At 69.6% G+C, this 25,739-nt stretch carries 23 protein-coding genes; 17 read left to right on the plus strand and 6 right to left on the minus strand.

The window, feature by feature from the left end:
- Positions 1-43: 43 nt before the first annotated feature.
- Positions 44-859 carry a sugar phosphate isomerase/epimerase family protein gene (locus ACFWXQ_RS19785; protein WP_383953944.1) on the minus strand — a complete coding sequence of 272 codons (816 nt, stop codon included), beginning with the start codon at positions 857-859 and terminating at the stop codon, positions 44-46.
- A 279-nt stretch (positions 860-1,138) separates the two neighbouring features.
- Between ACFWXQ_RS19785 and ACFWXQ_RS19790 the strand changes: the two genes are divergently transcribed.
- The 8 genes from ACFWXQ_RS19790 (at position 1,139) to ACFWXQ_RS19825 (ending at position 9,816) form a co-directional block, all read left to right on the plus strand.
- Positions 1,139-2,602, plus strand: coding sequence for an ABC transporter substrate-binding protein (locus ACFWXQ_RS19790; RefSeq protein WP_383953946.1), 1,464 nt, complete (start codon positions 1,139-1,141; stop codon positions 2,600-2,602).
- Positions 2,603-2,651: 49 nt separating this feature from the next.
- Positions 2,652-3,671: a carbohydrate ABC transporter permease gene (locus tag ACFWXQ_RS19795; RefSeq protein WP_383953948.1), complete on the plus strand. Its 1,020-nt coding sequence runs from the start codon at positions 2,652-2,654 to the stop codon at positions 3,669-3,671.
- A complete protein-coding gene (locus tag ACFWXQ_RS19800) occupies positions 3,671-4,546 on the plus strand; it encodes a carbohydrate ABC transporter permease (protein WP_383953950.1) in 876 nt (291 codons plus the stop codon). The genes ACFWXQ_RS19795 and ACFWXQ_RS19800 overlap by 1 nt, the downstream gene beginning before the upstream one ends.
- A gap of 5 nt (positions 4,547-4,551) precedes the next feature.
- Positions 4,552-5,784, plus strand: coding sequence for a hypothetical protein (locus ACFWXQ_RS19805; RefSeq protein WP_383953952.1), 1,233 nt, complete (start codon positions 4,552-4,554; stop codon positions 5,782-5,784).
- Positions 5,781-6,779, plus strand: coding sequence for a hydroxyacid dehydrogenase (locus ACFWXQ_RS19810; protein WP_383953954.1), 999 nt, complete (start codon positions 5,781-5,783; stop codon positions 6,777-6,779). Before ACFWXQ_RS19805 ends, ACFWXQ_RS19810 begins: the two co-directional genes overlap by 4 nt.
- Positions 6,776-7,753 (plus strand): D-2-hydroxyacid dehydrogenase, encoded by a 978-nt coding sequence (locus ACFWXQ_RS19815; protein ID WP_383953956.1) that lies wholly within the window; start codon positions 6,776-6,778, stop codon positions 7,751-7,753. Before ACFWXQ_RS19810 ends, ACFWXQ_RS19815 begins: the two co-directional genes overlap by 4 nt.
- Complete coding sequence (locus ACFWXQ_RS19820) at positions 7,744-8,913, plus strand: mandelate racemase/muconate lactonizing enzyme family protein (protein WP_383953958.1); 1,170 nt, start codon at positions 7,744-7,746, stop codon at positions 8,911-8,913. Before ACFWXQ_RS19815 ends, ACFWXQ_RS19820 begins: the two co-directional genes overlap by 10 nt.
- 102 nt (positions 8,914-9,015) lie before the next feature.
- Positions 9,016-9,816 (plus strand): polysaccharide lyase family 7 protein, encoded by an 801-nt coding sequence (locus ACFWXQ_RS19825; protein WP_383953960.1) that lies wholly within the window; start codon positions 9,016-9,018, stop codon positions 9,814-9,816.
- A 110-nt stretch (positions 9,817-9,926) separates the two neighbouring features.
- Here ACFWXQ_RS19825 and ACFWXQ_RS19830 read toward each other — a convergent pair whose 3' ends face one another.
- Positions 9,927-10,832: a hypothetical protein gene (locus ACFWXQ_RS19830; RefSeq protein ID WP_386268709.1), complete on the minus strand. Its 906-nt coding sequence runs from the start codon at positions 10,830-10,832 to the stop codon at positions 9,927-9,929.
- A 241-nt stretch (positions 10,833-11,073) separates the two neighbouring features.
- On the opposite strand from ACFWXQ_RS19830, the gene ACFWXQ_RS19835 reads away from it, so the two are divergent.
- Both ACFWXQ_RS19835 and ACFWXQ_RS19840 read left to right on the plus strand, forming a co-directional pair.
- On the plus strand, positions 11,074-11,652 hold the full coding sequence (locus tag ACFWXQ_RS19835; protein ID WP_383955424.1) for a TetR/AcrR family transcriptional regulator: 579 nt from the start codon (positions 11,074-11,076) through the stop codon (positions 11,650-11,652).
- Positions 11,653-11,736: 84 nt separating this feature from the next.
- Positions 11,737-12,618 (plus strand): alpha/beta fold hydrolase, encoded by an 882-nt coding sequence (locus tag ACFWXQ_RS19840; RefSeq protein ID WP_383955429.1) that lies wholly within the window; start codon positions 11,737-11,739, stop codon positions 12,616-12,618.
- Positions 12,619-12,694: 76 nt separating this feature from the next.
- Here the strand turns inward: ACFWXQ_RS19840 and ACFWXQ_RS19845 are convergent, their stop codons facing one another.
- A complete protein-coding gene (locus ACFWXQ_RS19845; RefSeq protein WP_383955422.1) occupies positions 12,695-13,360 on the minus strand; it encodes a PH domain-containing protein in 666 nt (221 codons plus the stop codon).
- Between the two features lie 192 nt (positions 13,361-13,552).
- Positions 13,553-14,098, minus strand: coding sequence for a YciI family protein (locus ACFWXQ_RS19850; protein WP_383955419.1), 546 nt, complete (start codon positions 14,096-14,098; stop codon positions 13,553-13,555).
- A gap of 255 nt (positions 14,099-14,353) precedes the next feature.
- Between ACFWXQ_RS19850 and ACFWXQ_RS19855 the strand changes: the two genes are divergently transcribed.
- From ACFWXQ_RS19855 to ACFWXQ_RS19880, 6 genes are all read left to right on the plus strand, one after another.
- Positions 14,354-15,043, plus strand: a complete 690-nt coding sequence (locus tag ACFWXQ_RS19855) for a TetR/AcrR family transcriptional regulator (protein WP_383955416.1) — start codon at positions 14,354-14,356, stop codon at positions 15,041-15,043.
- 138 nt (positions 15,044-15,181) lie between these two features.
- A complete protein-coding gene (locus ACFWXQ_RS19860; protein ID WP_383955427.1) occupies positions 15,182-15,778 on the plus strand; it encodes a TetR/AcrR family transcriptional regulator C-terminal domain-containing protein in 597 nt (198 codons plus the stop codon).
- The gene (locus ACFWXQ_RS19865) at positions 15,768-15,941 is read left to right on the plus strand and encodes a hypothetical protein (protein ID WP_383955412.1); all 174 of its coding nucleotides are present in this window, start codon (positions 15,768-15,770) and stop codon (positions 15,939-15,941) included. The genes ACFWXQ_RS19860 and ACFWXQ_RS19865 overlap by 11 nt, the downstream gene beginning before the upstream one ends.
- A gap of 140 nt (positions 15,942-16,081) precedes the next feature.
- Entirely contained in the window at positions 16,082-17,623 is a 1,542-nt protein-coding gene (locus ACFWXQ_RS19870; protein ID WP_383955409.1) for an MDR family MFS transporter, read from the plus strand.
- Positions 17,624-17,759: 136 nt separating this feature from the next.
- On the plus strand, positions 17,760-18,905 hold the full coding sequence (locus ACFWXQ_RS19875) for an FAD-dependent oxidoreductase (RefSeq protein WP_386268714.1): 1,146 nt from the start codon (positions 17,760-17,762) through the stop codon (positions 18,903-18,905).
- 244 nt (positions 18,906-19,149) lie between these two features.
- Positions 19,150-19,830, plus strand: coding sequence for a hypothetical protein (locus ACFWXQ_RS19880; protein ID WP_384089040.1), 681 nt, complete (start codon positions 19,150-19,152; stop codon positions 19,828-19,830).
- 196 nt (positions 19,831-20,026) lie between these two features.
- Here ACFWXQ_RS19880 and ACFWXQ_RS19885 read toward each other — a convergent pair whose 3' ends face one another.
- On the minus strand, positions 20,027-20,689 hold the full coding sequence (locus tag ACFWXQ_RS19885; protein ID WP_386268716.1) for a GDSL-type esterase/lipase family protein: 663 nt from the start codon (positions 20,687-20,689) through the stop codon (positions 20,027-20,029).
- Positions 20,690-20,725: 36 nt separating this feature from the next.
- Positions 20,726-22,246, minus strand: a complete 1,521-nt coding sequence (locus ACFWXQ_RS19890; protein ID WP_383954760.1) for an FAD-dependent monooxygenase — start codon at positions 22,244-22,246, stop codon at positions 20,726-20,728.
- 211 nt (positions 22,247-22,457) lie between these two features.
- On the opposite strand from ACFWXQ_RS19890, the gene ACFWXQ_RS19895 reads away from it, so the two are divergent.
- Positions 22,458-25,739: an ATP-binding protein gene (locus ACFWXQ_RS19895; RefSeq protein WP_383954759.1), complete on the plus strand. Its 3,282-nt coding sequence runs from the start codon at positions 22,458-22,460 to the stop codon at positions 25,737-25,739.

A 25,739-nucleotide genomic window follows, 5' to 3' on the forward strand; every position in this document is an offset into this window, starting at 1 on the left:
AGCTCCCCGTGTCCCTCGGTCCGTGGCCACAGTAGTTCGTCGTTCAGTGTGCGGGCGATGTGGCTGTCGGCTCGGACCGGATTCCGCGCAGGTGCCCGAGGTCCCGGCGGACCGCCGCGAGCGGGTTGTCGGTCGGGTAGTGGACGTGCAGGGAGTACGGACCTGTGTAGCCGAGCTCTGTGAGGCCGGGCAGGATCGTGCCCCAGGGGACGACGCCGCCGTCGGCGAGCGGCTGCCACCTGCAGTTCCAGGACCCGGGCGCCGCACCTGGTTCCCACACCGCGTTCTTCACACCCACGCAGCCGACCCGGTCCAGGCCGCCGAGAACATCGAGGGTGAGCCGCCAGTCCTCGCTCCCCTCCTTGGCCTGGTTCCCCGGATCGGGATGGACGAGGACGTCGTCGCGGCCGTCCAGGAGCCGCGACGCGTGCGCGGCCGAGGGATGCAGCGTGCCGTGGTGCAGCGCGAGCACGAGCCGGACGCCGTGGCGGGCGGCGAGTTCGGCGAGGCCCGCGAGGTCGCGGCGGGCCCGGTCCAGGCGGGCGGCGTAGTCGAGCCCGGCTTCGTAGCGGTAGAACCCCACACGCATCAGGGACACGCCTGCCTCGGCACAGTGCCCGATGACGCGCTCGGACTCGCTGTCCGCCGAGGTCAGGTCCGTGCTGACGAGGCCGGTCTCAAGTCCGTTGACGCGCACGGCGCGTGCGGTCTCGGCAATGCGCCAGGACGTGCTCGGTGTGACGGTCTGCCCCTCCCTGACCAGCAGGTCGGCGCCGTCCGCGCCGGCCACGGCCAGCTGGTCGGCCAGCTCCTCGGGCGGCAGATCACCGAACGGTTTCGTCAGGACCAGAACACGCACAACGAACTCCTTTCCGGTCGCTCGCGAGCCCGCGCAGGCCGCGACCGACACCGTGAAAATCTGTGAAAGCGCTCCCTCAACCTAACCACCCATCTCGCCGGAGATCGAGTGGTCCATCAAAAATGCATGTCATAGGCTCAGTTGAAGATGCCCGAACTGAGTCCCGCCGAATCTCTTCTGTGAAAACGCTTGCTAGGCCGGATGCTGCGCCCTAACGTCATCCGCGCCTCAGTCCCGAGAGCCGCTCGGGTCGCCATCTCGACGGAGCAGGAGCCGACCATGGGCACAGGACACAGAGTTGGAGCTACTCGTATCGGCAGGCTGGTGCTCGCGCCCCTGCTGCTGGCACCACTGCTGGCGGCATGCGGTGGAAGCTCCGGAAGTTCCGGCACCACGCTCAAGGTCTGGGACTACTCGGCGGAGCAGACGGACTTCCACAAGAGGGCCGCCGAGGAGTTCCACCGGCAGCACCCGGACATCACCGTGCAGTGGCAGTCGATCGCCCAGGACGAGTACAAGCGGACGCTCCCGCTGGCCTTCCAGAGCGGCCAGGGCCCGGACATCTTCTACTGGAGCGACAACGGGCCGCTGGCCATGTCCCAACTGCTCAACCAGAAGTGGATCCAGCCCCTCAACGGAGGGTCCGCGCTGCCCGCGAGCTTCACCAAGCGCTGGCCCGAAGGCTCGTTCATCAACGGGGTCAACCAACTCGACGGGAAGACCTACGCGTTCCCCTTCTCCGAGAGCACCTACTGGGGCCCCGGCTACATGTTCCTCAACAAGAAGGTCTTCGGCGACGCCGGTCTCGACACCGCCAAGCCGCCGAAGACCTGGTCCGAGCTGAAGAGCGCCTGCGCGCGGATCAAAGCGAAGACGAAGGCGTACTGCATCGCGTCGCCCAGCAAGGACGTCGACTTCCAGCGCATCTTCTACGCACTCGCCGCGGGCGAATACACCTTCAACGACGGGTTCTTCGACTACAGGAAGGGCACGTTCTCGCTGGCCGAACCGCAGGCCCAGAAGGTGTTCGCGTTCATCCAGGAGCTCAAGAGCGAGGGCTACCTGGCACCAGGCACCAACGACAAGAACTTCTCCCGGCAGCAGTTCGGCACGGGACAGGCCGGCATCATCATGGACGGCACCTGGACTCCCTCGGTGTTCAAGTCCCTCGGCATGGACTCCTCGCAGTACTCCATCGCCGCGCACCCCGTCCCCGACTCGGGTGCCAAGGGCGCCCTGTGGAGTCAGCCCGATGGCAACAAGTACTGGGTGAGCGCGAAGACGAAGCAGTCGAAGGCCGCGTGGACCTTCATGAACTGGCTGACCCAGCCCGACGGTTACTTCGCCAAGCAGTACCTCGAAGGCGGCTTCGGAACGCTGGCGTTCGCGGACAACGCCCGCTACATCAAGGACCCCGCGATGCGGCAGATCATGGGGATAGCCGGCAAGCCCGGCTACCGGGTCGACCTGCCGCTCCCGGTCACCAAGTGCCCGGACCTGGTGAAGTCCCAGGCCTACGTCAAGGCGATCGGTGAGCGTCCCAACTGGGAGTACGAGGCGATGTCCGGCGCCCTGAGCAGTGACAAGTCGCTGAAGCCCGAGGCCGAACGGATCGTCGAGCAGCGGCAGAAGACCCTCACGGCCGAGCTCAAGAAGGAAGCGGCCCAGGGGTTGAAGGTCTCCCTCGACTGCTTCACCTTCCCCGACTGGTCGTACACCTCCGACTACCGGCCGGCCAAGTAGCCGCCCACGCCCCGGAAGCCGGATGCCGGCCAGCCGCAAAGGACCTCACATGGCTCTCGCCCCCACCAGCCCACACCCACCCGACACCGCCCCGACCACCCGACCCGGCCGGGAAGCACGCCGGCCCAGGGCTTCCTCGGAGCCACCGGAAGGAAACCGTGAGCGCGCCAAGGGGCGCGACCGGCTGTGGGTGGCAGCCTTCCTGGTGCCGTTCCTCCTCCTCTACATGGGGTTCACCCTCTGGCCGCTGATCGCCACGGTCTACTACTCGTTCTTCGACTGGTCCGGCAGCGGACCGCTCGACAACTTCGTCGGCGGCGACAACTACAGCCGCATCCTGGGCGATCCGCTCTTCTGGCAGGCCGTCGTCAACACCCTGTTGTTCGCCGTCGGCACGACCCTGATCAAACTGCCGCTCTCCCTCCTGGCCGCACTGGTGATGACCAGGAAGTGGCTGCGGGCGAAGAGGGCGCTGCGCACCGTCTTCTTCGCACCGCTGATCATCCCCGTGGCGATGGCCGGCCTGGTCTTCACCTACCTGCTCAACCCGTCCAACGGCGCCCTCAACTCCGCACTGCACGGGCTCGGCCTGACCGACGGCACGACCGATGTGTTCGCCAACCGCTGGAGCGCGCTGCTGGCCCTGGTCCTGATCTCCGTCTGGCAGGTCTTCGGCCAGTACATGATCTATTGGATGGCCGCGCTGCAGAACGTCCCCGACGAACTGTACGAAGCCGCCGAGCTCGACGGCGCCAGCGAATGGCAGAAGCTCACCCGGATCACACTGCCGCTGATCCGTCCCGTGGCCGTCGTCATCGTGATGCTCGCCCTGGTCAACGCGATGCACGTGTTCGGGCTCGTCGTCACGCTCACCGGCGGAGGCCCCGGCACGAGCACCTACGTGGTCTCGTACTTCATCTACAAGCAGGCCTTCGGCTCAATGCCCTTCGCGTACGGCTACGCGTCGGCGGCCGCCCTGCTGTTCTCCGTCATGGCGTTCCTCCTCGTCACCAGTCAGGGCCTCTTCGTGCGCCGCGCACAGAAGACGCGGAAGGAGTACGGAGTCTGATGTCCCGTCCCGAACTCCGCACACCGCGAGCGCCACGCCTCTCGCGGCTGTCACGGCCCGCGCGTGCCAACCTCATCGCCCTGCCCTTGCTGATCGTGGTGGGTCTCGTCTGGGTCTATCCGTTCCTCTGGATCGTCGCGGGAGCGTTCAAGACACAGACGGGCCTCTTCACCGGGGGCGCCAGTCTCATGCCCGACCAGTGGAACTTCGACAACTTCCGCCGGGCCTGGGTGGACGCAGGGTTCTCCAGATACTTCTTCAACACGATTCTGTACGCGGTCGTATCCACCGTCATCGAACTGTTCAAGTCGGCCCTGTGCGGATACATTCTGGCCCGCTACGAATTCCCGGGACGAAAGTTCCTGCACCGCATGATCATCGCCACCCTGTTCGTTCCGGTGGCCTCCATCATCATTCCGCAGTTCGTCCTGGTGGAACGGCTCGGCCTGCTGAACACCCAGGCCGGGGTCATCCTTGCCATGTCCGGAGCGGCCGGCGCCCTCTACGTGCTGCTCTTCATCGGCTTCTTCTCGGGCATACCGAGCGATCTCTTCGACGCGGCAAAACTCGACGGTGCCGGATTCCTGCGCACATTCCGGCTGGTCCTCCCGCTGGCAAAGCCCGTCATCGCGGTGGTCGTCATCTTCCAGTTCATCACCAACTGGAACGAGTTCAACATCCCGTTGGTGTTCACACTCGGCCAGCCGGATCTGCAGAACCTCGCCGTCGGAATGCTGTCGTTCAAGGGTGAGCACTCCGTGGACTGGACCGGATTCGCCGCCGGAATGACGCTCTCCGTCATTCCCATGCTCATTGTCTTCATCTTCTTCCAGAGTTACTTCGTGCGCGGCCTCGCCGGCGCCACCAAGGAGTGAACCACGTGACAACCGAGCCGCCCGGCTCCGTCGATCTCAGCGGCACCTTCGCCTACACCTGGGACCTGGTGGGCGACCCCGCCGCGGCCGAACGAATGGCCTCACTGGGCGTGGGCGCAGTGGTCCTGCAGGCCGCCTACCACTCGGTGCGCGCCATGACGCCGTACCACCCCGTCCACCGCACGGTGCATGCCACACACGCCGCCGCGTACTTCCCGCTCGAACCACAGCAGTGGCGAGGCAGGCGCCTCAGACCCTCCCCGCCGAGCTGGGCCGTCGACGCCCCCAACAGGTTCGGGACGGCGGCCTCGGCCCTGCGGAGTCAGGGACTGCGGGTCGAAGCCTGGCTGGTGCTCACACACAGCACCGCGGCGGGGGAGCGCGCCCCCGATCTGACCGTACGCAACGCGTTCGACGAGCGGTACGGGTACGCCCTGTGCCCGGCGCAGCCCGAAGTGGCCGCGTACGCACAGCAGTTGGTCCGCTCGTTCTGCGAACGCCACGACGCCGCCGAGGTGCCGGCGTTGATGCTGGAGGCCTGCGGCTGGCTGGGCTTCGAGCACGGCAGCCACCATGAGAAGACTGCGGGCGCGGACCTGAGCGGAGGCTGCCGCGATCTGCTGTCGGTATGCCTGTGCGCCGCTTGCCGCAAGGGGATCGAAGCCCGCGGAGGGGACCCCGCCGACATCGCGCAGACAGTGCGCCGCACCGTCGACGCCGAGATGCGTGACGGCGTACGCGCACCGGACACACTCGCCGAGTCGCTCGGTGAACGGGCGGCCCAAGCTCTCCTGCGCCACCGCCAGTTCGTGATCGAGGACCTGACACGGCAGGTGGCGGCGGTGGCGCCCGGCCGGGAGCTGCTCCTGATGGCGGACGGCGATCCGCAGACCACCGGCCCCGACAGCGGACTCGACCTGGCCCGCTTCGACGGCCGGGCCACCGCCGTCGTCCTCAAGTGCTGGGACGACGAGAACCGGGCGGTGGCCCGCGTCGAGGCAGCGGTGCGGCACAGCCCACGACCGGTCATCGCCAATGTGTCGGTGCTGGAGGAACACCCCGCCGATCTCACCAGGAGGGTCGCCCGGCTGCTGGACGCGGGAGCGCGGCAGATCCGCTACTACCACGCGGGCCTGTCCTCACCCGCGCGACTACGGGCACTGCGCATGGCCAACGCGCAGGAAGCGGTGCGAGCCACCGCGGGAGCAGGCACTCGGACAACGGAGGGAGCAGCATGACGAACGAGCCACTCACCGGGCTGTACGTGATGGATCAGGCGCGCTTCGACGACGTATACGGAGCAGCCGAACGCGCCGCCATCGAAAGCCACTTGACCATCAAGGAGCCCCCGCGCTCAGCGGCGGACCTGACACCGGACCTGCTCGCGGGAGTCGACGTACTCGTCACCGGCTGGGGCGCCCCCCGGCTCAGCGCCGAACTCCTGGACAGCGCGCCGCGGCTCGCCCTCGTCCTGTACGCCGCAGGGTCCGTACGCCCCATGGTGACCGAGGAGTCCTGGGCACGCGGAGTGCGGGTCACCTCCGCCGGCACGGTGATCGCGGACAAGGTGGCTGACTTCGCGCTCGCCCAGATCCTGTACGCGCTCAAGCACGGCTGGCGCTACGTCCTGACCGCACGGCGTACCCGGGCGGCGGCCGTCCGCCGAAGCGAACTCGGCACCGCGGGGGCCACCGTCGGCCTTGTCTCACTCGGAGCCACCGGGCGGGCCACCGCGCGCCTCCTGGCCAGGCACGGCGTGCGCGTGCTGGCCCACGACCCCTATGCGCCCGCCGCCACGGCTCATGCTCTCGGCGTCGAACTGACCACGCTGGAGGGCGTATTCGCCGAGAGCGATGTGGTGAGCCTGCACGCCCCGCTCCTCGACGAGACCCGCGCCATGGTCGACGCCCGGCTGCTGCGCTCCATGCGCCCCGACGCCACGCTGGTCAACACCGCGCGCGGCGGCCTCGTCGACGAGCCCGCGCTGGTGGCCGTACTCGGAGAACGCCCCGACCTGTTCGCCGTACTCGACGTCACCGACCCCGAGCCGGCACCCCCCGGCTCACCGCTGTTCGAACTGGACAACGTCGTGGTCACCCCGCATCTGGCCGGCAGCCTCGGCCCGGAACGGCGCCTGCTGGGCCGCGCCATGGCCGAGGAACTGGCCCGGTACGTCGCCGGAAGCCCGCTGAGCTACGAGGTGGCCGCCGCGTCCATGGAGCATGCCGCATGAGCGCGGCCGCCTTCACCCTCGTCATGGTCCCGCCCTTGCCGACGGAAGCCCGATCATGGCCCGACAGGCTCGTCGAGGCCGTACCCGGGATCGAGGTGCTCTGCCCCCACGGCCCCCAGGACACCGACGCCGCGCTGGTCCGCGCCGATGCCGCGTACGGCACACTCACACCCGAACTCCTCGGCTCCGCCGACCGGTTGCGCTGGCTGCAAGCCCCGCAGGCCGGCCCACCTCCCGGCTTCTACCACCCCGCGCTCGTACGTCATCCGGTCGAGGTGACGAACATGCGGGACACCTACACCGACCATGTCGCCGCACACACGATGGCCCTGGTCCTGGCCCTCGCCAGGCAACTGCCCCGCTATGTACGCGAACAGGCGGCCGCCAACTGGGCACCGGACTGGTCGGACGGCGCGGTCGTCCCACTCGGCGAGGCGCGCGCGCTCATCGTCGGGACGGGTGCGATCGGCGCCGAGACCGGACGACTGCTCGCCGCGTTCGGCACCCGAGTGGAAGGCATCGATCCTCGTGTCACCACGACACCGCCCGGATTCATCCGCGTTCTTCCGCCGGGCCATCTCGATCGCGCACTTCCCGAGGCGGACATCGTGATCCTGACCGTGCCCCACACCCCTGAGACGGAGGGGCTGATGGACGCCGGCCGGCTGGCGTCCATGAAGGACGGTGCCTGCCTCATCAACGTGGGCCGCGGCCCCACCATCCGCCTCGACGACCTCGTCGCCGCCTTGGACGAGGGGCGCCTGCGGGGCGCGGCCCTCGACGTCATGGAACTGGAGCCGCTGCCGCCGGACCACCCACTCTGGCGCCACCCCAGGGCACTGATCACCCCGCACGTGGCCGGAGCCGGACCGCACGCCGCAGAGCGCCGGTTCGAGGTCCTGGCGGAGAACGCACAACGGTTCGCCGACGGGCGGCCGTTGATCAACGTGGTGGACAAGTCGCTATGGTTCTGACCGCATCACCCGACACCCCGCCCGCGGTGACCGTCGAGCGCGTGGAGACGTTCACGGTCGCCCTGCCCACGCTGCGGGACTTCGCGGTCGCGGGCGGCGGCGTGACCGCCCGGGGACGCCCAGCCATCCGCGTACTCGTCAAGGTCACGGCCTCGGACGGAAGCACCGGCTGGGGCGAGGCGACACCGATCCCCTCATGGACGTACGAGACCACCGAGTCCATCGTCTCGACCCTGACGCACTACCTGGCGCCCGCCGCGACCGGCCTGCCGCTGTGGGACCTCGACGGGCTGGTGCGGGTCTGCGATCGCACCATCCGGCGCGGCTGGTCCACCGGGATGCCGCTGGCCCGTGCCGCCCTGGACGTCGCCTGGCACGACGCACTCGCCCGCTCCCGCGGTGTGAGCCTCGGCGAGCTGTGGGGCAGGCGTCGCCACGACACCGTCGACCTCTGCTGGATCGCCACCGGAGAAGACGCGGGCGCCCTCGCCGAATCGGTCGCCGAGGGGCAGGCCCACGGATATCGCCACTTCAAGATCAAAACGGGGCTCGTGCCCGGACAGGACGAGGCCGGGGAAGTCGCCCGGGTGGCGGCCGTACGTGAGGCCGCCCCCGACGCCCGCCTGATCGTCGACGCCAACCAGGCCGGCACCCAGGACTCCGCGCTCCGCCTCGCCCGCCTGCTCGAACCGCTCGACATCGCGGCGCTCGAACAACCCCTGCCCGCCAACGACATCGAGGGACTGCGCCGGCTGCGCGACCTCAGCCCGGTCCCGATCGCCGTGGACGAGAGCCTGCGGCACCCCACCGACCTCGCCTCGTTCGTCCGCAGGGGCGCCATCGGCATCGCCGTGGCCAAGGTGCAGCGCTGCGCCGGACTCACCCTGGCGCTGCGCCAGTGCCAGCTGGCCGAGGACTGCGGTGTGGCGCTGATGGGCTCGGGGCTCACCGAGTCCGACATCGGCCTCGCCGCGTCACTGCACCTGTTCGCCGCCCACGACCTCATCGCCCCCGCCGACCTCAACGGCCGGCAGTTCCTGCAGTCTCCCTACGCCACCGGCTCCGTCATCCAGGTGCGCGCAGGGGTCGCCGAGGTGCCTTCGGGCCCGGGCCTCGGCATCGGCATCGACGAAGGGATCGTACGAGAACTCGCCCGCTGAGCCGCGGGCACGTCCAGCCGCCCAAGTACCGCCAGGTATCCCAAGTAGCCCCTGCAAGTCCCCCCACGGGCCCGTCGTGGCCCAGACATGAAGGAGCCGCTCATGAAGAGTCAATCGCCCTCGCGCAGTTCTCACCGCCGCGCTCTGCGCCTGCTCGCGGCGCCCGCACTCGCCGTCGGCCTGCTGGCCCCGGTGCAGAGTGCGTCGGCCGATTCGGCGGGTGCCGCCGCCTGTCCCGCACCGGCCGCAGCCGTCGGCCTGAGCACCGCCTGGAAGCTTCAGCTGCCCCTCCCCAACAGCTCCGGCACGCCCCAGGAGATCAAGCAGCCCGCTCTGAAGACCTACAACAAGGCACCCTGGTTCACGACCACTTCGGACTGCAAGGCAATCCTGCTGCGGGCCGCCGTCAACGGCGCCACCACCAGCAACAGCGGATACCCGCGGTCGGAGCTGCGCGAGATGACCGCCGACGGGTCGGCGACGAAGAGCTGGCCGTCCACGTCGGGCACCCACACCATGGTCGTCGACCAGGCGATCACCCACCTCCCCAAGACCAAGCCACACGTGATGGCGGGACAGATACACGACGAGACGAGCGACGTCACCTCGTTCCGTCTCGAAGGGACCTCGCTGTACATCACCTCGTTCAACACCACGCACTACAAGCTGGTGACTTCCAACTACCAGCTCGGCACCCGCTTCCAGGGGAAGTTCGTGGCCCACGACGGGAAGGTCGACGTCTACTACAACGGCGCCCTCAAGGCCACCGTCACCGCCCCGTTCGGCAGCGGCTACTACAAGGCGGGCGCCTACACCCAGGCGAACTGCAACAACTCCTCGCCGTGCGACAACTCGAACTACGGAGAGGTCGCCCTGTACGGAGTCACGGTGACGCACAAGTGACCTGACGGGGTCGCTCCTCCCGGTGCGTGATCGCGGAACCCGCCGCTCGACGCGGCTCGCCGATCGCACCGGGAGCGGGCGGCCTCGCCCCTCGCGTCCGGCGGCCGGGGTCAGGCCTCGCAGAAGGGCATGGTCCGTACATATCCGCCGAGGTTCTCGTCGTCGGTGCCCAGGAGGGCGTCGGTGGAACCGGGCAGGCACTCGACCGCCTCGATCTTGTACTCGGGGAATGTCCCGAGGATGCTCGGGGAGGCCGCGAGCGTGACCCGTACCCCGCCCGCAGCCGACACACTCACCCGGCCCGCGTCGCTCACCGCGGAGTCGAACGGGCCGTCGTCACCGGCGTCGGCCGCCGAACTCACAATGATGCGGCCGGAGTTGCTCACCGAGATGTCGGAGATGTGCCGGGTGCTCTCCCCGGTCGGATACGCCGCCCGGTAGGCCCGGCGCGTCACGGTGCCGAACTGCGGCTGACCCCACGGGGCGAACGCCAGGGGCGCGGCGTAGAGCGTGGCGGGACGATCCGCGCCTGCTCCACGGTCCGCCCACAGGACGGCGAGCTTCCCGTTCTGGGCGACGAGCGCGAAGCTTTCGAAGTCGTCGCCCTGGCCGATCGCCGGCAGCGGTGAGTAGTCGACGACCTTCGCCGTGGGGCCCGCGACCTTCAGGCGGTAGACGATGCCGCGGCCGGTGAGCGCCAGGTATTCACCCGGCATCCCGGGGATGGCTTCGATGGCCTCCAGGTCGACGGGTTCCGGCCCGTCCCAGGCGATCGGGGAGATGCCGTCGGCGCCCTCCCAATGGGTGATCCGGGACAGACGCTTCTGCCCGGCCCCCTTGTTGTCGTGCACGGCCAGCACGTCCACCCATGATCCGCTTGAGGCACGGCCCTCGTACGCGAGCCCGCTGACACCACTGCGGGCGTCGCCACCGACCTTCTGCCATGCGCTGTCCGCCCCGGCCGGGGCGGTGCCGAGTGTGGTGAGCAGCGCGGTCGCCGCGGTGAGCCAGGCCATGCGCTGCAACATCGGGAGTTTCACGGGAGTCGCTCGCCTTCTGGGTCCGACGGACGCGAGATCACGCGCCGGTCGCCAGGTTATTGATCATGGTGAGTGTCGGCCCGCCGATGGCTGGGCCATTCGCAGGAGTGCGAAGCCTGACCAGGTGGGCAGGCACCGCACGGCCGGACGCCGCGGTGGTCCGTGGCCGCCACACGACTTTCTTGAGCGATCGATCCAGATAGGCTAGTGTGTGCGCATGGCAAGGACCAGGGAGTTCGACACCGAGGCGGCGGTGAGTCGCGCGATGGAGCTGTTCTGGGCGCGCGGATACGAGGCGACCTCGGTGCGCGACCTGACCGGGCATCTGGGCATCGGTCAGGGGTCCCTGTATGCGGCGTTCGGCGACAAGGACGGCCTCTACCGGGCGGCGCTGGAGCACTACCGCACCACCCTCGCGGCGGCCGCCCTGCGCAGCCTCGACGAGGGGGCGGACGCCCGGTCGGCGATCCGTACGATGCTCGTCGAGCGGCTCCGGATCGCGGTCGAACAGGACGGCCGGGGCTGCCTGTTGGTCAACGCCGTCTGTGAGCGCCTGCCGGGGGATCCCGCTACCCGACGCACCGTGCGTGACGTGCAGGACGCCAGTCAGCGTGCGCTCGCCGACGTGCTGCGCGTCGCGGTGGAGCGGGGCGAGATCTCGTCGACCCGCGACCCGCAGACCCTGGCCGCCTTCCTCGTCGCCTTCCTCAATGGCCTGCTCGTGTCCTCGAAGATCACACCCGACGTCCGTGCCCTGGAACCACTCGTGGAGGTCGCGCTGGCCGCCATCGGGTGATTTCTTCATGCCCCGAATCTGTATCGCACGATCCATAAAATGCGCCGACACCCGCCAAGCACCTCAGGAAAGTTGAGCAGAAACATGATCGTCGACCATCGCGCAAACCCCGTACGCACCGGCCGTGCCACCGTCAACGGAACGAGTCTGCACTACCGGACAGCCGGCTCCGGCCCGGCGGTGGTCCTGCTGCACGGTGTGCCCAAGACCGGCTACCACTGGCGGCACCTCGTTCCGAAGCTGACGGACCGGTACACCGTCGTCGTACCGGACCTCCGTGGTCTTGGCGACTCGGCCCGTCCCGCGGACGGATACGACAGCGCGACGATGAGCGACGACATCGCCGAGTTGATGGCTCACCTCGGACACGCGTCCTACAGCGTGATGGGGGAGGACTGGGGAGCGGTGATCGGCTACCAACTCGCGGCCCGGCACCGTGATCAGGTCAACGCCCTCGTGTTCTGCGAGGCGTTGTTCCCCGGATTCGGATTCGAGGACCACACCGCACTCACCCACGAGAACGTCTCAAGTGGCATGCACCTGTGGCATCTCGGCTTCTACTTCCAGCCGGACGTACCCGAGATGCTGATAGCCGGGCACGAACGCGAACTGATCACCTACATGATCAAGTACGAGCGCAGTCACCCTGACACCGCCACCCCCGACGCGGTCGACGAATACGTACGCTGCTACTCCATGCCGGGCGGCATCCGTGCGATGCTGGCGATCTACCGGGCGATGCTCGTGGACGCCGAACAGAACCGGCAGGCATCACGGCGGAAGCTGGACATCCCGGTGCTGGCGCTCGGCGGTTCGGCGTTCATTGGTGACCGGAACGAAGTCCAGATGCGGCTCATGGCTCACGACGTCACCGGTCACGTCTTCGACGCCGGCCACGACCTCGCCGAGGAGGTACCCGACGAGGTGGCCGACGTGGTCCTGCCCTTCCTGGCCGAGAGGCTGTAGTCGCGCCCGCGCCCGCGACTTGAGCGCGGGCCAGCGGCCGCGACAGTCAGCCGCTGGGCCACACCGGCCGCGACCGTCAGCCGCTGGGCCGACGGCTGCGGTACGAGGCGATCGCGGTCAGCGCGAAGATCAGGGGCGCTCCCACTCCCATGACCAGGAGCGGCTGCAGGACCGACTCCAGCCACTCCGGCATGTCGACGAAGAGCGGCATCAGCATCAGTACGATCAGCGGGATGAAAGCCAGCATCACGGCGGCGAACCCCATCATGAGGGCCGCCTGGCGTGCATTGCGTCGGTCGATGAGGACGGTGGCCTGCGGGTCGGGCGCCCAGTCCGCGCCGCGCAGTTCCTTCCATGAGCCGAGCAGCAGCCCGAGTTCGCGCTCGACGTTCACATGGATGTCGTCGACGAACGGCAACAGCACCTTGGAGCCGTCCCGCCCGTAGGCATGTACGAGCACGCCGGGCGCACCGCTCTGCATCGCCGATGCCGGATTGACCTCTGCCCTGATGTCCTGAATGTCCTCCCATGCCAACCGTCGGCGCTTCATCATCCCGCGTGCGTGGATCGCCTTGATGTCCGCGGTGGTCGAACACCGCAATGTGGCATAGAAGAGCCACCCCATGAGAGCCACCCACGCCGCGAGGACGGGGTAGTGGAACGAGGCGGGCATCTCGGCGCCCCACAGAGCCACCAACATGCTCAGTGTGCCCAGGCCGATCACCCAGAGGAACGCGTGCATCCGGGACCGTTTCATCCGGTACTCGCGCGGCAATCGTTCGTACCCCACAGCCACCCCCAGTACGGCGTGCCCCATCCGTCGACAGGGCCGATGGGGCACCATGGTGAGGCCCCAACTCCGTTGTGTCGAGGGCCCGTTGGGAAGTGAGACGCTCCGAGGTGTCTCGACGCCCTGCGTCGCGTCCTCAGTTCACTACGACCGCCCGCCGAACTGCCAGTTGTGGACCTCGATGTCGGCATACGGGCCAGGAGTCAGGACGGCGCGTGCCGTGTCCGGGTCCGGCGCCCGGACCAGCGCCGCCGTACCCAGCCATGTGGTGCCGTCGTCGGACAACAGCGGCCCGTACGCGATCAGTTCGTCCCGGTCGGGCGGCACGGAGAGGTCGGCGCCCTGCCCCGAGCCGAGGCCGAGCACCAAGTACCGGCTGCCGTCGGTCCTGCCACCGGGGAAGTCCCACATGGTGCGCCCCAGCAGATTGCGCCACCGGCGCAGCAGTACGTCCCGGTACACCCCGGCCTGGTAGCCGGGCTCGTCGAAGGCGAACGCGCGGGCGGCGGCCGGATCCGGCAGGTCCACGATGTGCACGCTGCCGGTGGGCACGTCGTCCCCGACGAGGGTCGGGCCGCGGGCGATCATCTCCTTCCCGAACCGGTCCATGTAGGACCAGTGCTCTTCCAGCAACTCGTGACGCAGCGCCACAGAGCCGGGCCGATCGCGGTGGTAGCAGAAGAACTCCATCCGCTGATCCTCGCAGCCTTCAGGGGTGATGGTCAGGCTGGGCGCCGCTGGCTGTTGATGCAGCCCTGGACGATGTTCAGCGATGCACCGCCGCAGGACCGCTCCTGCACCCGGCTGTCCACCCGCGCATTGCGCGGCTGTCTGATCTCGCCAGTGCCCTCGCTCACCTCGCATGGCTTCACCGAGGCTCTCTTTGCGGGCCGTGGTGAAGTCGCGAGTGCCCGTTGGTACGAACATGTTCGGTAGGCTCGTGCCATGACTGCCCGACCTCAGCCCGTCAGCCGCCGTGAGCGCCCGGCCAAGCCGGCCTTGACCCGTGCCGGAATCATCTCGAGTGCGGTACGAGTGATGCGTGCCGAGGGGTTGCAGCGGGTCACGATGCGCCGACTGGCCAAGGAACTCGATACGGGCCCGGCGTCGCTGTACGTCTACGTGGCCAACACCGCCGAGCTGCACGCGGCGATCCTCGACGAACTGCTGGGCGAGGTCGACCTGCAGTCGGACGCTGCCGGCGGGGACTGGCGTGAGCGGATCGAGGCCGTTCTCGCCTCCTACGGCCGTCTCCTTTACCAGCACCCGAGCCTCGCCCAGGCGGCACTCGTGGCCCGGCCTTCGGGCCCCAACTACCTGAACCTGCTGGAGACACTGCTGGCGCTTCTCAGCCTGGGTGGTGTGCCGGACGGCCAGGCGGCCTGGGGCGTGGACGTGCTGCTTCAGGTGGCCACTGCCAGCGCGGCCGAGCACGCCGGGCAGGACGGCTCGCCCGACTCCGAGGAGGAGTGGAACGCGGTCGCTGCCGCCGTGGAGAACGCCTCCGCAACCGAGGTGCCCCACGTAGCCGCACTGGGTTCCGAGCTGCTGTCGGGGACGCCGCAGATGCGTCAGGCGTGGGGGATCCGCATGCTCCTCAACGGCATCCTGCACACGCCGCGCGTCACGTCCTGACCCGCGGGGGCCTCAGGCAGGAATCGCGGCCACGATCGGGCCCCGTTCTGCGCCAGGGTCACAGGCGCGGGCGACAGGTCGGCAACCGCATGCGACACGCGAGCAGCGCTCGTAACGAGCACCGTTCGTTACGTGAGCATGCGCAAGATCGCCACGGTGCTGGACACCGGCTCGGCGTCCTTGTACGTCTACGTCAAAGACCTCAACCACCTTCACGCCCTGATGCTCGACACGGCACTCGAAGGGGTCGAGGACAGTCCTGACCTGCCCGCGGTCGAACGGGTCAAGGCGATTCTGCGCTCCTACCTCACGGTGCTGCTCGACCGTCGCGGCCTGGCGGGCATCGCGGCCGTCACCATGCCCCGGGGTACGGGCAGCATGCGGCTGAACGAACTGCTCCTGGACGGGCTGCTCGACGCCGGCGTGCGGCCCGAGCGCGCGGCCTGGGGCGTGGATCTGCTCACGCTGCATGTGACCGCGAAGGCCGCCGAGCTGACCGCGTGGCGCGGTCAGGGTGATGTCGTCGGTGAGACCGAAGCCGCGTACGAACGTGCCGACGAGCAGACCTTCCCGCGCCTGGCCCAGCTGCATCAGCTGCTCTTCGCCGGGCCCGGACCCCGCCGTTTCGACTGGGCCCTGCACAGCCTGATCAACGGCATCACCCACACCCCGCTGCCACCTCAGGCGGCAGCGCCCGAGCGCGACGCAGACGACGGAATCCGTCATGTCCAGTGAGTCCGCACAGCCGGCGGACATGGCCGCCGTTCCCGCCGCAGCCTGGTCCGCGCCCTCCGACCTGACGCGGAAGACCATGTGGGCGATCCTCGGTGTCGTCCTCGCCGTAACCGCCGGCCGCGTCGCACCGGAGTGGCTGCTGCCCAAGGCGGCGCAGGCCTGAGAGCACGAGTAGTCGCCCGCGGGGCCGATCGCCGGGCGCGAGACCTGACCATGACTGCCCGAACTTGTTCGTACCGAACATGTTCGTTACGATGGACGGAGTCAACCTTCCCCCCGTGTTCTCGAAAGGGGTGAGCTGCCATGTCTGCAACCACCACACCCGCGGCCGACGACGCGCCCGTCGTGCCGAAGAACATCCGCTGGGTTCTGCTCGGCGTCCTGATGGCGATGTTGCTGTCGATGCTGGACGGCCTCATCGTCGGCACGGCGATGCCCACGGTCGTCGCGGACATCGGCGGCATCGACCAGATCTCCTGGGTGGTCACCGCCTACACCCTGACCGCCGCCTGCTCCACTCCGGTGTGGGGGAAGATGGGCGACCTGTTCAACCGCAAGCACATGTTCCTGGGCTCGATCGTGGTGTTCATGATCGGCTCGGTGCTCTCCGGTCAGGCGTCCTTGATGGGCGAACTGATCGGCTTCCGCGCGCTGCAGGGCATCGGAGCCGGCGGCCTGATGGCCGGGGCCTTCGCCCTGATCGGTGTGCTGCTGCCGCCCCGCGAGCGCGGCAGGTACCAGGGCATGGTGGCGATCATCCAGGCCGTCGGCAGTATCGGCGGCCCGCTGGTCGGCGGCTTCATCACCGGTCACCTCGGCTGGCGCTGGGCGTTCTACGTCAACATCCCCATCGGTCTGATCTGCCTGGTGTGGTGCGGGATCATGCTGCACGTGCCGACTGCCCGCCGTGGCAAGGTCGTCATCGACTGGCTAGGCATCACCCTGATGACCGCGATGATCAGTGCCGTGGTCATGGCCGCGACCTGGGCGGGAAGCACCTACGCCTGGACCTCCTGGCAGATCCTGTCGCTGGGCGCGGCCGCCGTGCTGCTCCTGGTGGCCTTCATCGCCTCCCAGCAGCGGGCCTCGGAACCGCTGCTGCCGCCGCGGATCTTCACCGGCGACCGCAACTTCCCGATCTCCGCCGTGCTGCTGATCGTCGCCGGTGTGGCCATGTTCGGCGGCACGCTGTACCTGCCGCTGTTCCAGCAGAGCGTGCAGGGCGTCTCCGCCTCCAACTCCGGGCTGCTGCTGTTGCCGATGATGGCCGGCACCGTCGCCGCGTCCTTGGTCGCGGGCAAGGTGATGACGAGGACCGGCAAGTACAAGATCTTCCCTGTCGTGGGTGCCGCCTCGCTCGCCATCGGCATGGGGCTGCTGTCCACCATGGACACCGGCACGTCCCGCTTCACCACCAGCGCCTATATGGTCCTGGTCGGCATCGGTACCGGCTTCACCATCCAGATGGCCAACACGATCGCCCAGAACGCCGTCGAGCTGCGGGACATGGGCGCGGCCTCCGCGGCCACCAGTCTCTTCCGCACCCTGGGCGGTTCGCTCGGCGTCGCGGTCTTCGGATCACTGTTCACCCGCGCCATCCAGGGCCGCGCCGACGCTCCGGCCGACGGCGGTCACACAGACACCTCGGCTGTCGAGGGTCTGTCCGGGGCGGCCAAGGACGCCTACCTGCACGCGGTGGCCGATGGCACCCAGCAGATCTTCCTCGTCGGCGCGCTCTGCGCCGCGGCCGCCTTCGTCGCTGCGATATTCATCAAGGAAACCTCTCTGCGTGGCAGTCCCGGCAGCGCGCCGCAGCCCAAGGCCGAACCGGCCAAGACCGCCTGACCACCCGCCTGACCACCCATCTGACAACCCACCTGATCACCCACCGGGCGACGGCCCCGCCGCCCGCCCCCGCATCATCCCCGGCACGAACACCGCCGGGACCGCCGCCGGTCACACCGGCGGGAAAGGAGTCACCATGAACACCCACCACCCCATCGCCATCGTCGGTGCCGGACTCGGCGGACTGACCCTGGCCCGCGTCCTGCACGTCCACGGCGTCGAAGCGACCGTCTTCGACCTGGAGGCCGACCGGCACGCCCGCACACAGGGCGGCATGCTCGACATCCACACCTACAACGGCCAGCTCGCCCTGCGCGCGGCAGGCCTCTACGACGGGTTCCGCTCGCTGGTCCACTCCGGCGGCGAAGCCACCCGCGTGCTCGACAAGCACGCCGCCGTCCACTGGGAGGAGACCGACGACGGCACCGGTGACCGCCCCGAGGTCGACCGCGGCCAGCTGCGCGACCTGCTGCTCGACTCGCTGCCCGAAGGCACCGTCCGGTGGGGTCGCAAGGTCACGGCCGCACGCCCCCTGGCCGACGGCAGGCACGAGATCACCTTCGCCGACGGAACCACCCACACCACCGACCTGCTCATCGGCGCCGACGGCGCCTGGTCCCGCATCCGGCGCCTGGTCTCGGGTGCCCGGCCCGCGTACACCGGTATCTCGTTCATCGAGACCAACCTCCTCGACGCCGCCACCCGTCACCCCGACAGCCTGGCCGTCGTCGGATCCGGCGCGCTCTTCGCGCTCCAGGAGAACAAGGGCTTTTTCGCCCACCACCAAACCGACGGCAGCCTGCACATCTACACCGCGCTGCGGGCCGCCGAGGACTGGCTCGACACCATCGACTTCACCAACACCGAAGCCGCCAAGGCGGCCGTGCTCGCCCGGTTCGACGGCTGGGACGACAGCCTCACGGCGCTGCTCGCCACATCGGACACCGCCCTAGTTCCCCGTAAGATCAACGCCCTGCCGATCGGCCACAGTTGGGCCCGCGTCCCCGGCGTCACCCTGCTCGGCGATGCCGCACACGTCATGTCGCCGTTCGCCGGCGAGGGCGCCAACCTGGCCATGCTGGACGGCGCCGAACTCGGCAAGGCCCTCGCCGAGCACGAAGGCGACCCCGAGAAGGCCCTTGCCATCTATGAGGAAGCCCTCTTCCGTCGCAGCGAGGAGAAGGCCCAGGAATCCGCCGACGGGCTTGAGCTCTGCTTCAGCGACAACCCGATCGACCAATTCATCGACATCTTCTCCGCGGAGCCCACGGACACCGACTGACCCACCCGCGCTGCGTCCTGAGGCAGTGCACCGGTTGCCGTGCCGTGCGGGCCCCAGTGTGCTGACGCTCCGGCCGGGCTGGTCTCCACCATCCATCCGTCCGTCCTCCAGGCAGGCTCCGGTTGTCACAGGCAGGGCCCGTCGTGGAGGATCAAGCGTTCGAGGCGCACGGAACCGCTGTGCGTGGTGGGGGCGCGAGGGGGCGGCGATCTTTTCCGTAGTCGTCAATGTGCTGGTCGGTCTGGTGACCAGCCTCATCGGTGGTGGGTTGGTCTGGCTCTGGGAGCGTGGCAAGCGCACCGGCCGACTGCGGCGCAAGGCGGACTTCTTCGGCCTTGTGCCGGGGGAGACCTGCTTCATCGTCATCGGCAACAAACACAACACGCGGGGCCTCACCACACACAAGGAAATCCGCGCCATGATCGAGGTTGCGACCCTGGCCGGCCAACTCGGCTGTGATGTCGCGACCGAGTCCAGCGACGACTTCCGCGGCATCAACGACGACCGTACGGAGTTCTGTATCGGCGGTCCGCTCGGTGAGGCCAACCTCCGCACGGGCGGCCACCTCGCGGCCCACCTGCCCGGTGTCAGCATCCTGCCGTACGGTCAGGGTCCGGAGTCGATGGCATTCGACGTCGGCGGCCGGCGCTACCCCTACCGGAAGAACGAGGTGGAGTACGCCCTGGTGGCCAAGTTCAGGCCACCGCAGGCAACTCGTCCCGTCATGCTGGTCTGCGGCCAGAGCTCCCTGGCCAACCAAGCCGCGATCCACTTCCTCAGAAGGAACTACCACCAAGTGGCCGACACCCTCGACGCGGTCGACCGCTACTGCCTCCTCATCAAGGTCTCGGACATCGGTACGTACGGCTTCCAGGGCGCAAGCCTCGAACGCGACGTGACCGCTGACGCGTTCACCGCCCCCTGACACCGGTGCCGCGCCGACGCGGTCGTCAACGGCTCGGCTTCAACAAGCCCCGCAAGGACGCCGGTTACCGCTTCGTCAAGACCAAGGACTTCGGCGAGAGCTGACTGCTTCCGTCCGCGCATCGTCGACGTCCCGGTCGGTGAAGCTCCCCGCGGTCGCCGGTGGCGCCGGTGACCGCGGGCTATCGCTACCCCCGTTACGCGACCAGGCGCAACCAGGCCGCCGCGAGTGCGGCGTGAGCGGCCGGTGTCGGGTGCACGCCGTCCGCGGCCCAGTACTCCGGGCCGGTCGTCGCGGAGAGCCCGGCGAACATGCCGTCGGCTGCGAGCAGATGCGCGTCGTACTTGCGGGCGAGCTCGCGCACGACCTGGATCTTCGGGTCCAGGTCGGCCCGCCACTCCTTTCGGACCTCCTCGTCGAGGTGCACGTCGCCGACCTCGACAAGGCCGCGAATCGGCAGCAGGAACGGCTCGATGAGGATCAGGCCGGTGCCGGCCTCGGCGAGGGGCGCGAGAAGGCGGTCGTACCCTGCCGCGAAGTCCTCCGCGGGGATCACGTAGCCGTCAGGGTCGTACGAGTGCCAGCCGACGTCGTTTCCGCCGACGAGGATCGACACCACGTCCGGGCGCGTGTCGAGAACGTCCGTCTGCCATCGGGCTTCGAGGTCCATCACCTTGTCGCCCGCGATGCCGGAGTTCAGCCAGGTCACGGCCCGGTCCGGGTGGCGGAGTCCCCACTCGCCCGCGACGCGCAGCGGGTAGCCGAACCCGAGACCCTCCTCGCTCTCCAGCCGTTGGCAGTCGGTGATCGAATCGCCGGCGAACATCACGGTGCTTCCCGGGCGGATGGTGATTGTCATGTGTGCTCCTTGAACTCGGTTGTGGGGGTGGCTGATTCAGATGTGCGGAGTGCCGAACCAACGGCCGGCGGCCTGTTCGAACGCTTCGCGGTCGGGGTCGCGATCACCTGCCCAGGCGACCGTGCCGTCGGGGCGGACCAGTACGGCACCCAGTCCCAGGTCGGTCCGAGCCGAACCGGCTGCGTACCGCATCCGGCTCTCCCAGCCCATCGCCGAACCGTGCAGGCATCGGTCAAGGCTGAAATCGAGCGCGACGCCTCGCCCGTCCTGCATCAGGTCGCCGAGGCGGGTGCCGTCCTCAAGACGGAGGTCCGGGGCGTTGCGGCCGACCAGCGGGTGCTCGCTGCCGAGGTCATAGCGGTTCGAGGATCCCGATGTCCTCTTGAACACGTACGTCGTTCCGTCCCGGGTCCCGAGCAGGTCACGCAGCAGTCCTTGGACCGCCTGGGCATGCGGATCCGGCTTCATGGCCGCGGCCTGGGCGCGCGTCCAGTCGAGCACCCCCGCGCCGATCGGACGGCGTTCGCGGGTGTAGGTGTCGAGAAGCCCGTCCGGCGCGTGCCCGTGCACGGTCGCCGCGAGCTTCCAGCCCAGGTTCATGGCGTCGCCGAGGCCGAGGTTGAGTCCCTGCGCTCCCAGGGGCGAGTGGATGTGCGCGGAGTCGCCCGCGAGCAGGACGCGCCCCTGCCGGTAGGTCGTCGTCTGCATCGCCCGGTCGGTGAAGCTCGAAGCGAGATGGACGTCGGTCAGCGTCACGTCGGTGCCGGACACACGCCGCAGAACCGCCTGGAGATGTTCGCGAGTTGGTTGTTGTGAGCGATCGAACGAGCCGCCGTCGAACTCCAGCATGCCGATGTACTCCTCCGCGGGCGTCCGGAGGTACATGCCTGTCGGCGTCAGGTTGAACCCGGGGCGCAGCTTCTCGGGATCGGCGATGGCGGCGAGCACGACGTAACCGGTGAACTGCGGCTCGGTGCCGACGAATTCGAAGCCCGCGAGCCCACGCACCGTGCTGCGCCCACCGTCGCAGCCGACGACCCAGCGTGCCACGTACGCGTGCTCCCCGGCCTGCACGACCACGCTCTCATCGCCCTGCACGACAGCTGACACCTTGACGCCACGCCTGACCTCCACGCCCAGCTTGGACGCCCGCTCGGCCAGCACCGTCTCGACCGCTTCGAGGTTCGTCATCACTCCCTCCAGTGCCGGGCTGGGAAGCCGGAACGGCAGGGCGGTGACGTCGACCTGGGCCGGATCGAGCATCATGCCCGCGAAGTGGCTCACGCCACGCGGGGGTGACGGCTCGTCCGAGTCGAGGCTCGCGCCGGGCTCGTCGTGGACACCCGACGCCGTCAGCAGCGGGTGAAGCATGCCGCGGCGGTAGAACGCCTCGACCGACGCGGCGGACAGGCCTCGCATCCCGAGCGGGTCCGCCTTCCAGGGGGAGCGGCCCTCCGGCTCCCGCTCCAGCACCAGGACGGAGCAGCCCGCGAGGCCAAGCTCGCAGGCAAGGAAAAGACCAACAGGGCCGGCGCCCACAATCACTACGTCATGCACGAGAACTCCCCTTCCGAAGCCTCTTCCGTAACCTCTTCCGAGGCACGCAGAGACTGACGCGGGGCGCTCACACGGGGCACACACGGCGCTGACACGGGGGCACATGGCGCTGACACTCCGGTCCGGCGCCCTCCGGTATCGGCGTGGACAGGGAAGTCAGGCACCGCTGCCCTGATTTGGGGATGGGGCGTGCGCACGCGAAGATCGGGGGATGGACGGGGATGCCAGGCTTCGCATCACGCTGCTCGGCGCCTTTCAGGCGTCTTGCGGTGACACCGTCCTGCCCGTTGTCGGCGCGCGGTTGCAGGGTCTGGCCGTACGGCTGGCGCTCGCCGGCGGTCGTACGGTCGCACAGGGCGTCCTGGTGGACGCGATCTGGGCCGAGGAACTGCCGGCCGGCCCCGCCCACGCCCTGCAGGCACTCGCCTCGCGGCTGCGCAGGACCCTCGGCTCGGCCGACGCTGTCGCGCAGGTCGCGGGTGGCTACCGGCTGAACGTGGACGCGGCCGACGTGGACGCGCTGCAGTTCGAGCAACTCGCAGCCACCGGCCGTGACCGCCTGCGCGCCGGCGACCCGCATGCCGCGGCGGCCGTGCTCGGCGAGGCCGTGGCGCTGTGGGGCGACCATCCCGGTACCCGTCCCGGTGCCGAGCCGATGGCCGTCGCCGCGGTGGCGCCCGCCGTCGCGACCCGGCTGGCCCACACCTCGGTCGAGGCCGTCGCCGACCTGGCCGACGCCGAGCTGTCCCTGGGCCAGGCCGACGAGGCCGCCGCCCGTCTGACCGCACTGCTCGCCGAGCACCCCGTCCACGAGCGGGCCGCCGGGCTGCTCATGGACGCGCTCGCCGCCCAAGGTCGCCAGGCCGAGGCCCTGGCCCTGTACGAGCGGGTCCGCGAAACCCTGGCCGAGGACCTCGGCACCGACCCGGGCGCCGCCCTGCGCGAGCGCCACCTGAGTCTGCTGCGCGCCGAGCGGCCCGCCCCGGCCGCCGACACCGCGGGGACCAGGCCGAGCAACCTGCCCGCGTCGCTGACCAGCTTCATCGGACGTGACGACGACCTCATCCGGATCGACACGCTGCTCGCCGCCGGGCGACTGGTCACCGTGCTCGGTCCCGGCGGCGCCGGCAAGACCCGGCTCGCCGTCGAGGCAGCCCGCCGTCACCGCCACGCGTACCGCGACGGCGCCTGGATGATCGACCTCGCCTCGGTGACGGAGTCGGCCAAGGTTGGCGCGGCCCTGCTCGCCGGGACCGGGCTGCGCGGCGGCGCGATGTTCGAGGGCCGGACGCGCGTGGAGGGCGACGAATTGGACGTACTCGTCGACCAACTCGGCGGCCGGGAAAGCCTGTTGCTGGTCGACAACTGCGAGCACCTGATCGATGCCGTGGCCCACCTGGTCGCGGCACTGCTGTGTCGCTGCGCCGGGCTGCGCGTACTCGCCACCAGCCGCGAACCCCTCGCGGTCGACGGCGAGGCGCTCGTGCCGCTCGGCCCGCTCGCACTTCCACGCCCGGACGACGGTGTCGAACAGGCCCAACGGGCGGCATCAGTACGCCTGTTCACCGAGCGGGCCGCGGCCGTACGACCCGGCTTCGACGTCGATGAGACGACGCTGCACGACGTCAGGCGGGTGGTCCGCGGCCTGGACGGGATGCCGCTGGCCCTCGAACTGGCCGCGGCCCGACTGCGGACGCTGTCGCTGCCCGAGCTGGCCGACGGGCTCTCCGACCGGTTCCGGCTGCTCACCACCGGCAGCCGCACCGCGCAGCCCCGGCACCGCACGCTGCGCGCCGTCATCGCCTGGAGCTGGGACCTGCTGAGCGAGGACGAGCGTACGGTCGCCGAACGCGTGTCGATCCTGCCCGGCGGAGCCACACCGGCCTCGGCCACCGCGCTCTGCGCCGACACCCCGGTACGGGCCGCTGCTGTCCCTGACCTGCTCGCCGCCCTGGTCGACCGCTCGCTGCTCCAGCTCGCGCCCGCCCCGGGCCGCTACCGGATGCTGGAGACCGTGCGCGAGTACGGCACCGACCGCCTTGGCGAGACGGGGCACCTCGGCACCGTCCGCGACCTGGCCGCCGGGCACTTCGCCGAGCTGATGGCCCGGTACGACCCGCAGTTGCGGGGGCCCGGCCAGCTGGCGGCCATAGGAGTCATCGGCGCCGACTACGGCAACACGCTCGCCGCGCTGCGCCGACGATGCGAGACCGGCGACGCTCCCGGCGCGGTCGCCCTCGCCCTCGACCTGACCTGGTACTGGCAGATGTTCGGCCGGCAGTCCGACGCGGTCTACTGGCTGGGCGAGGCTCTGTCGGTGCCCGGCGGCGAGCCGACGCCCGAGCGTGACTGCGCCCGCGCGATCCATCTGCTCAACCGGGTCGACGCCCGGCCGGGGACGACCGGGACGACCGCCGAGGAGGTCGCGGGCGACCAGGCCGAACTGCGTGAACTGGCCGAGCGGCTGCTGGCGTACCCGGAGCTGCCCGGACCGTACGGCGCGCTCACCGCGCTCCCGCTGGCGTTCCTGCAGGGGGAGAGGACCACGCCCGCGCTTGTCGAGCGCCTGGCCGACGGCGATGACGTGTGGCTGTCGGGGCTGGCGCGCATGTTCCGGGCTCAGGTAGCCGAGAACGCGGGCGAGCTCGACGGGATGCGTACCGACGTCGAAGCGGCCCTGGCCTGTTTCCGGGAGGTCGGCGACCGGTGGGGCCAGGCCAACGTGCTGCCGTTGCGTGCCCAGCTGCGGCAGTACGACGGCGACCTCGACGGCGCGCTGGCCGACCTGCGCGAAGCCCGTTCGCTGGCAGGCGAGTTCGGCTCGCTCAGCCTCGCCGACGAGGTGTTCAGCGACCTGCGCTGGATCGACCTGCACCTGCGGCGCGACGACACGGACCGGGTGATCGCGATGATCGACTCGGCCCGGGAGCGGGCGCTGCGCGCGACCTCGCCGGAGATGCTGCTCCTGGTCGACGCGTGGGAGGCCGTCCTGTGGGTGCGGCTCGGCGACCTGGACCGGGCACGGGAACTGCTCGACAAGGCCGAACGGGGCCTGGACGGCGACACCCCGTTCCCCGGTGACCACGGGCGGACGCTGGTCGGCGGCGCACGCGCCTCGCTCTGCCTGGAGACGGGCGACCTGACCGGCGCGGCAAAGGCGCTGGCGAAGGCGTACGCGGCGGCGCTGGAAACCCGGGACCTGCCGATCCTGTCACTGGTGGCGGTGAACACGGCCGCACTCGCCGAGGCGTACGGGCGGCATCACGAGGCCGCCGTCCTGCTCGGCGCCGCCTCCCGGCTGCGCGGCGCCCACGACCGCACCGATCGCCAGGTACGCGACCTCACCCGTCGAGGTCGGACCGCACTGGGCGAGGAAGCCTTCGCCGCGGCGTACGGGAAGGGTTGGGAACTGGACGCGAAGACCGCCGCGACCGCAGTGGATCCGGCCCGGCTGTCCCCGGACCTCAGGACGGCTCACCCGGACCCCGAGTAG

Source organism: Streptomyces sp. NPDC058697 (assembly GCF_042715345.1).
Lineage (GTDB): Bacteria > Actinomycetota > Actinomycetes > Streptomycetales > Streptomycetaceae > Streptomyces > Streptomyces liliifuscus.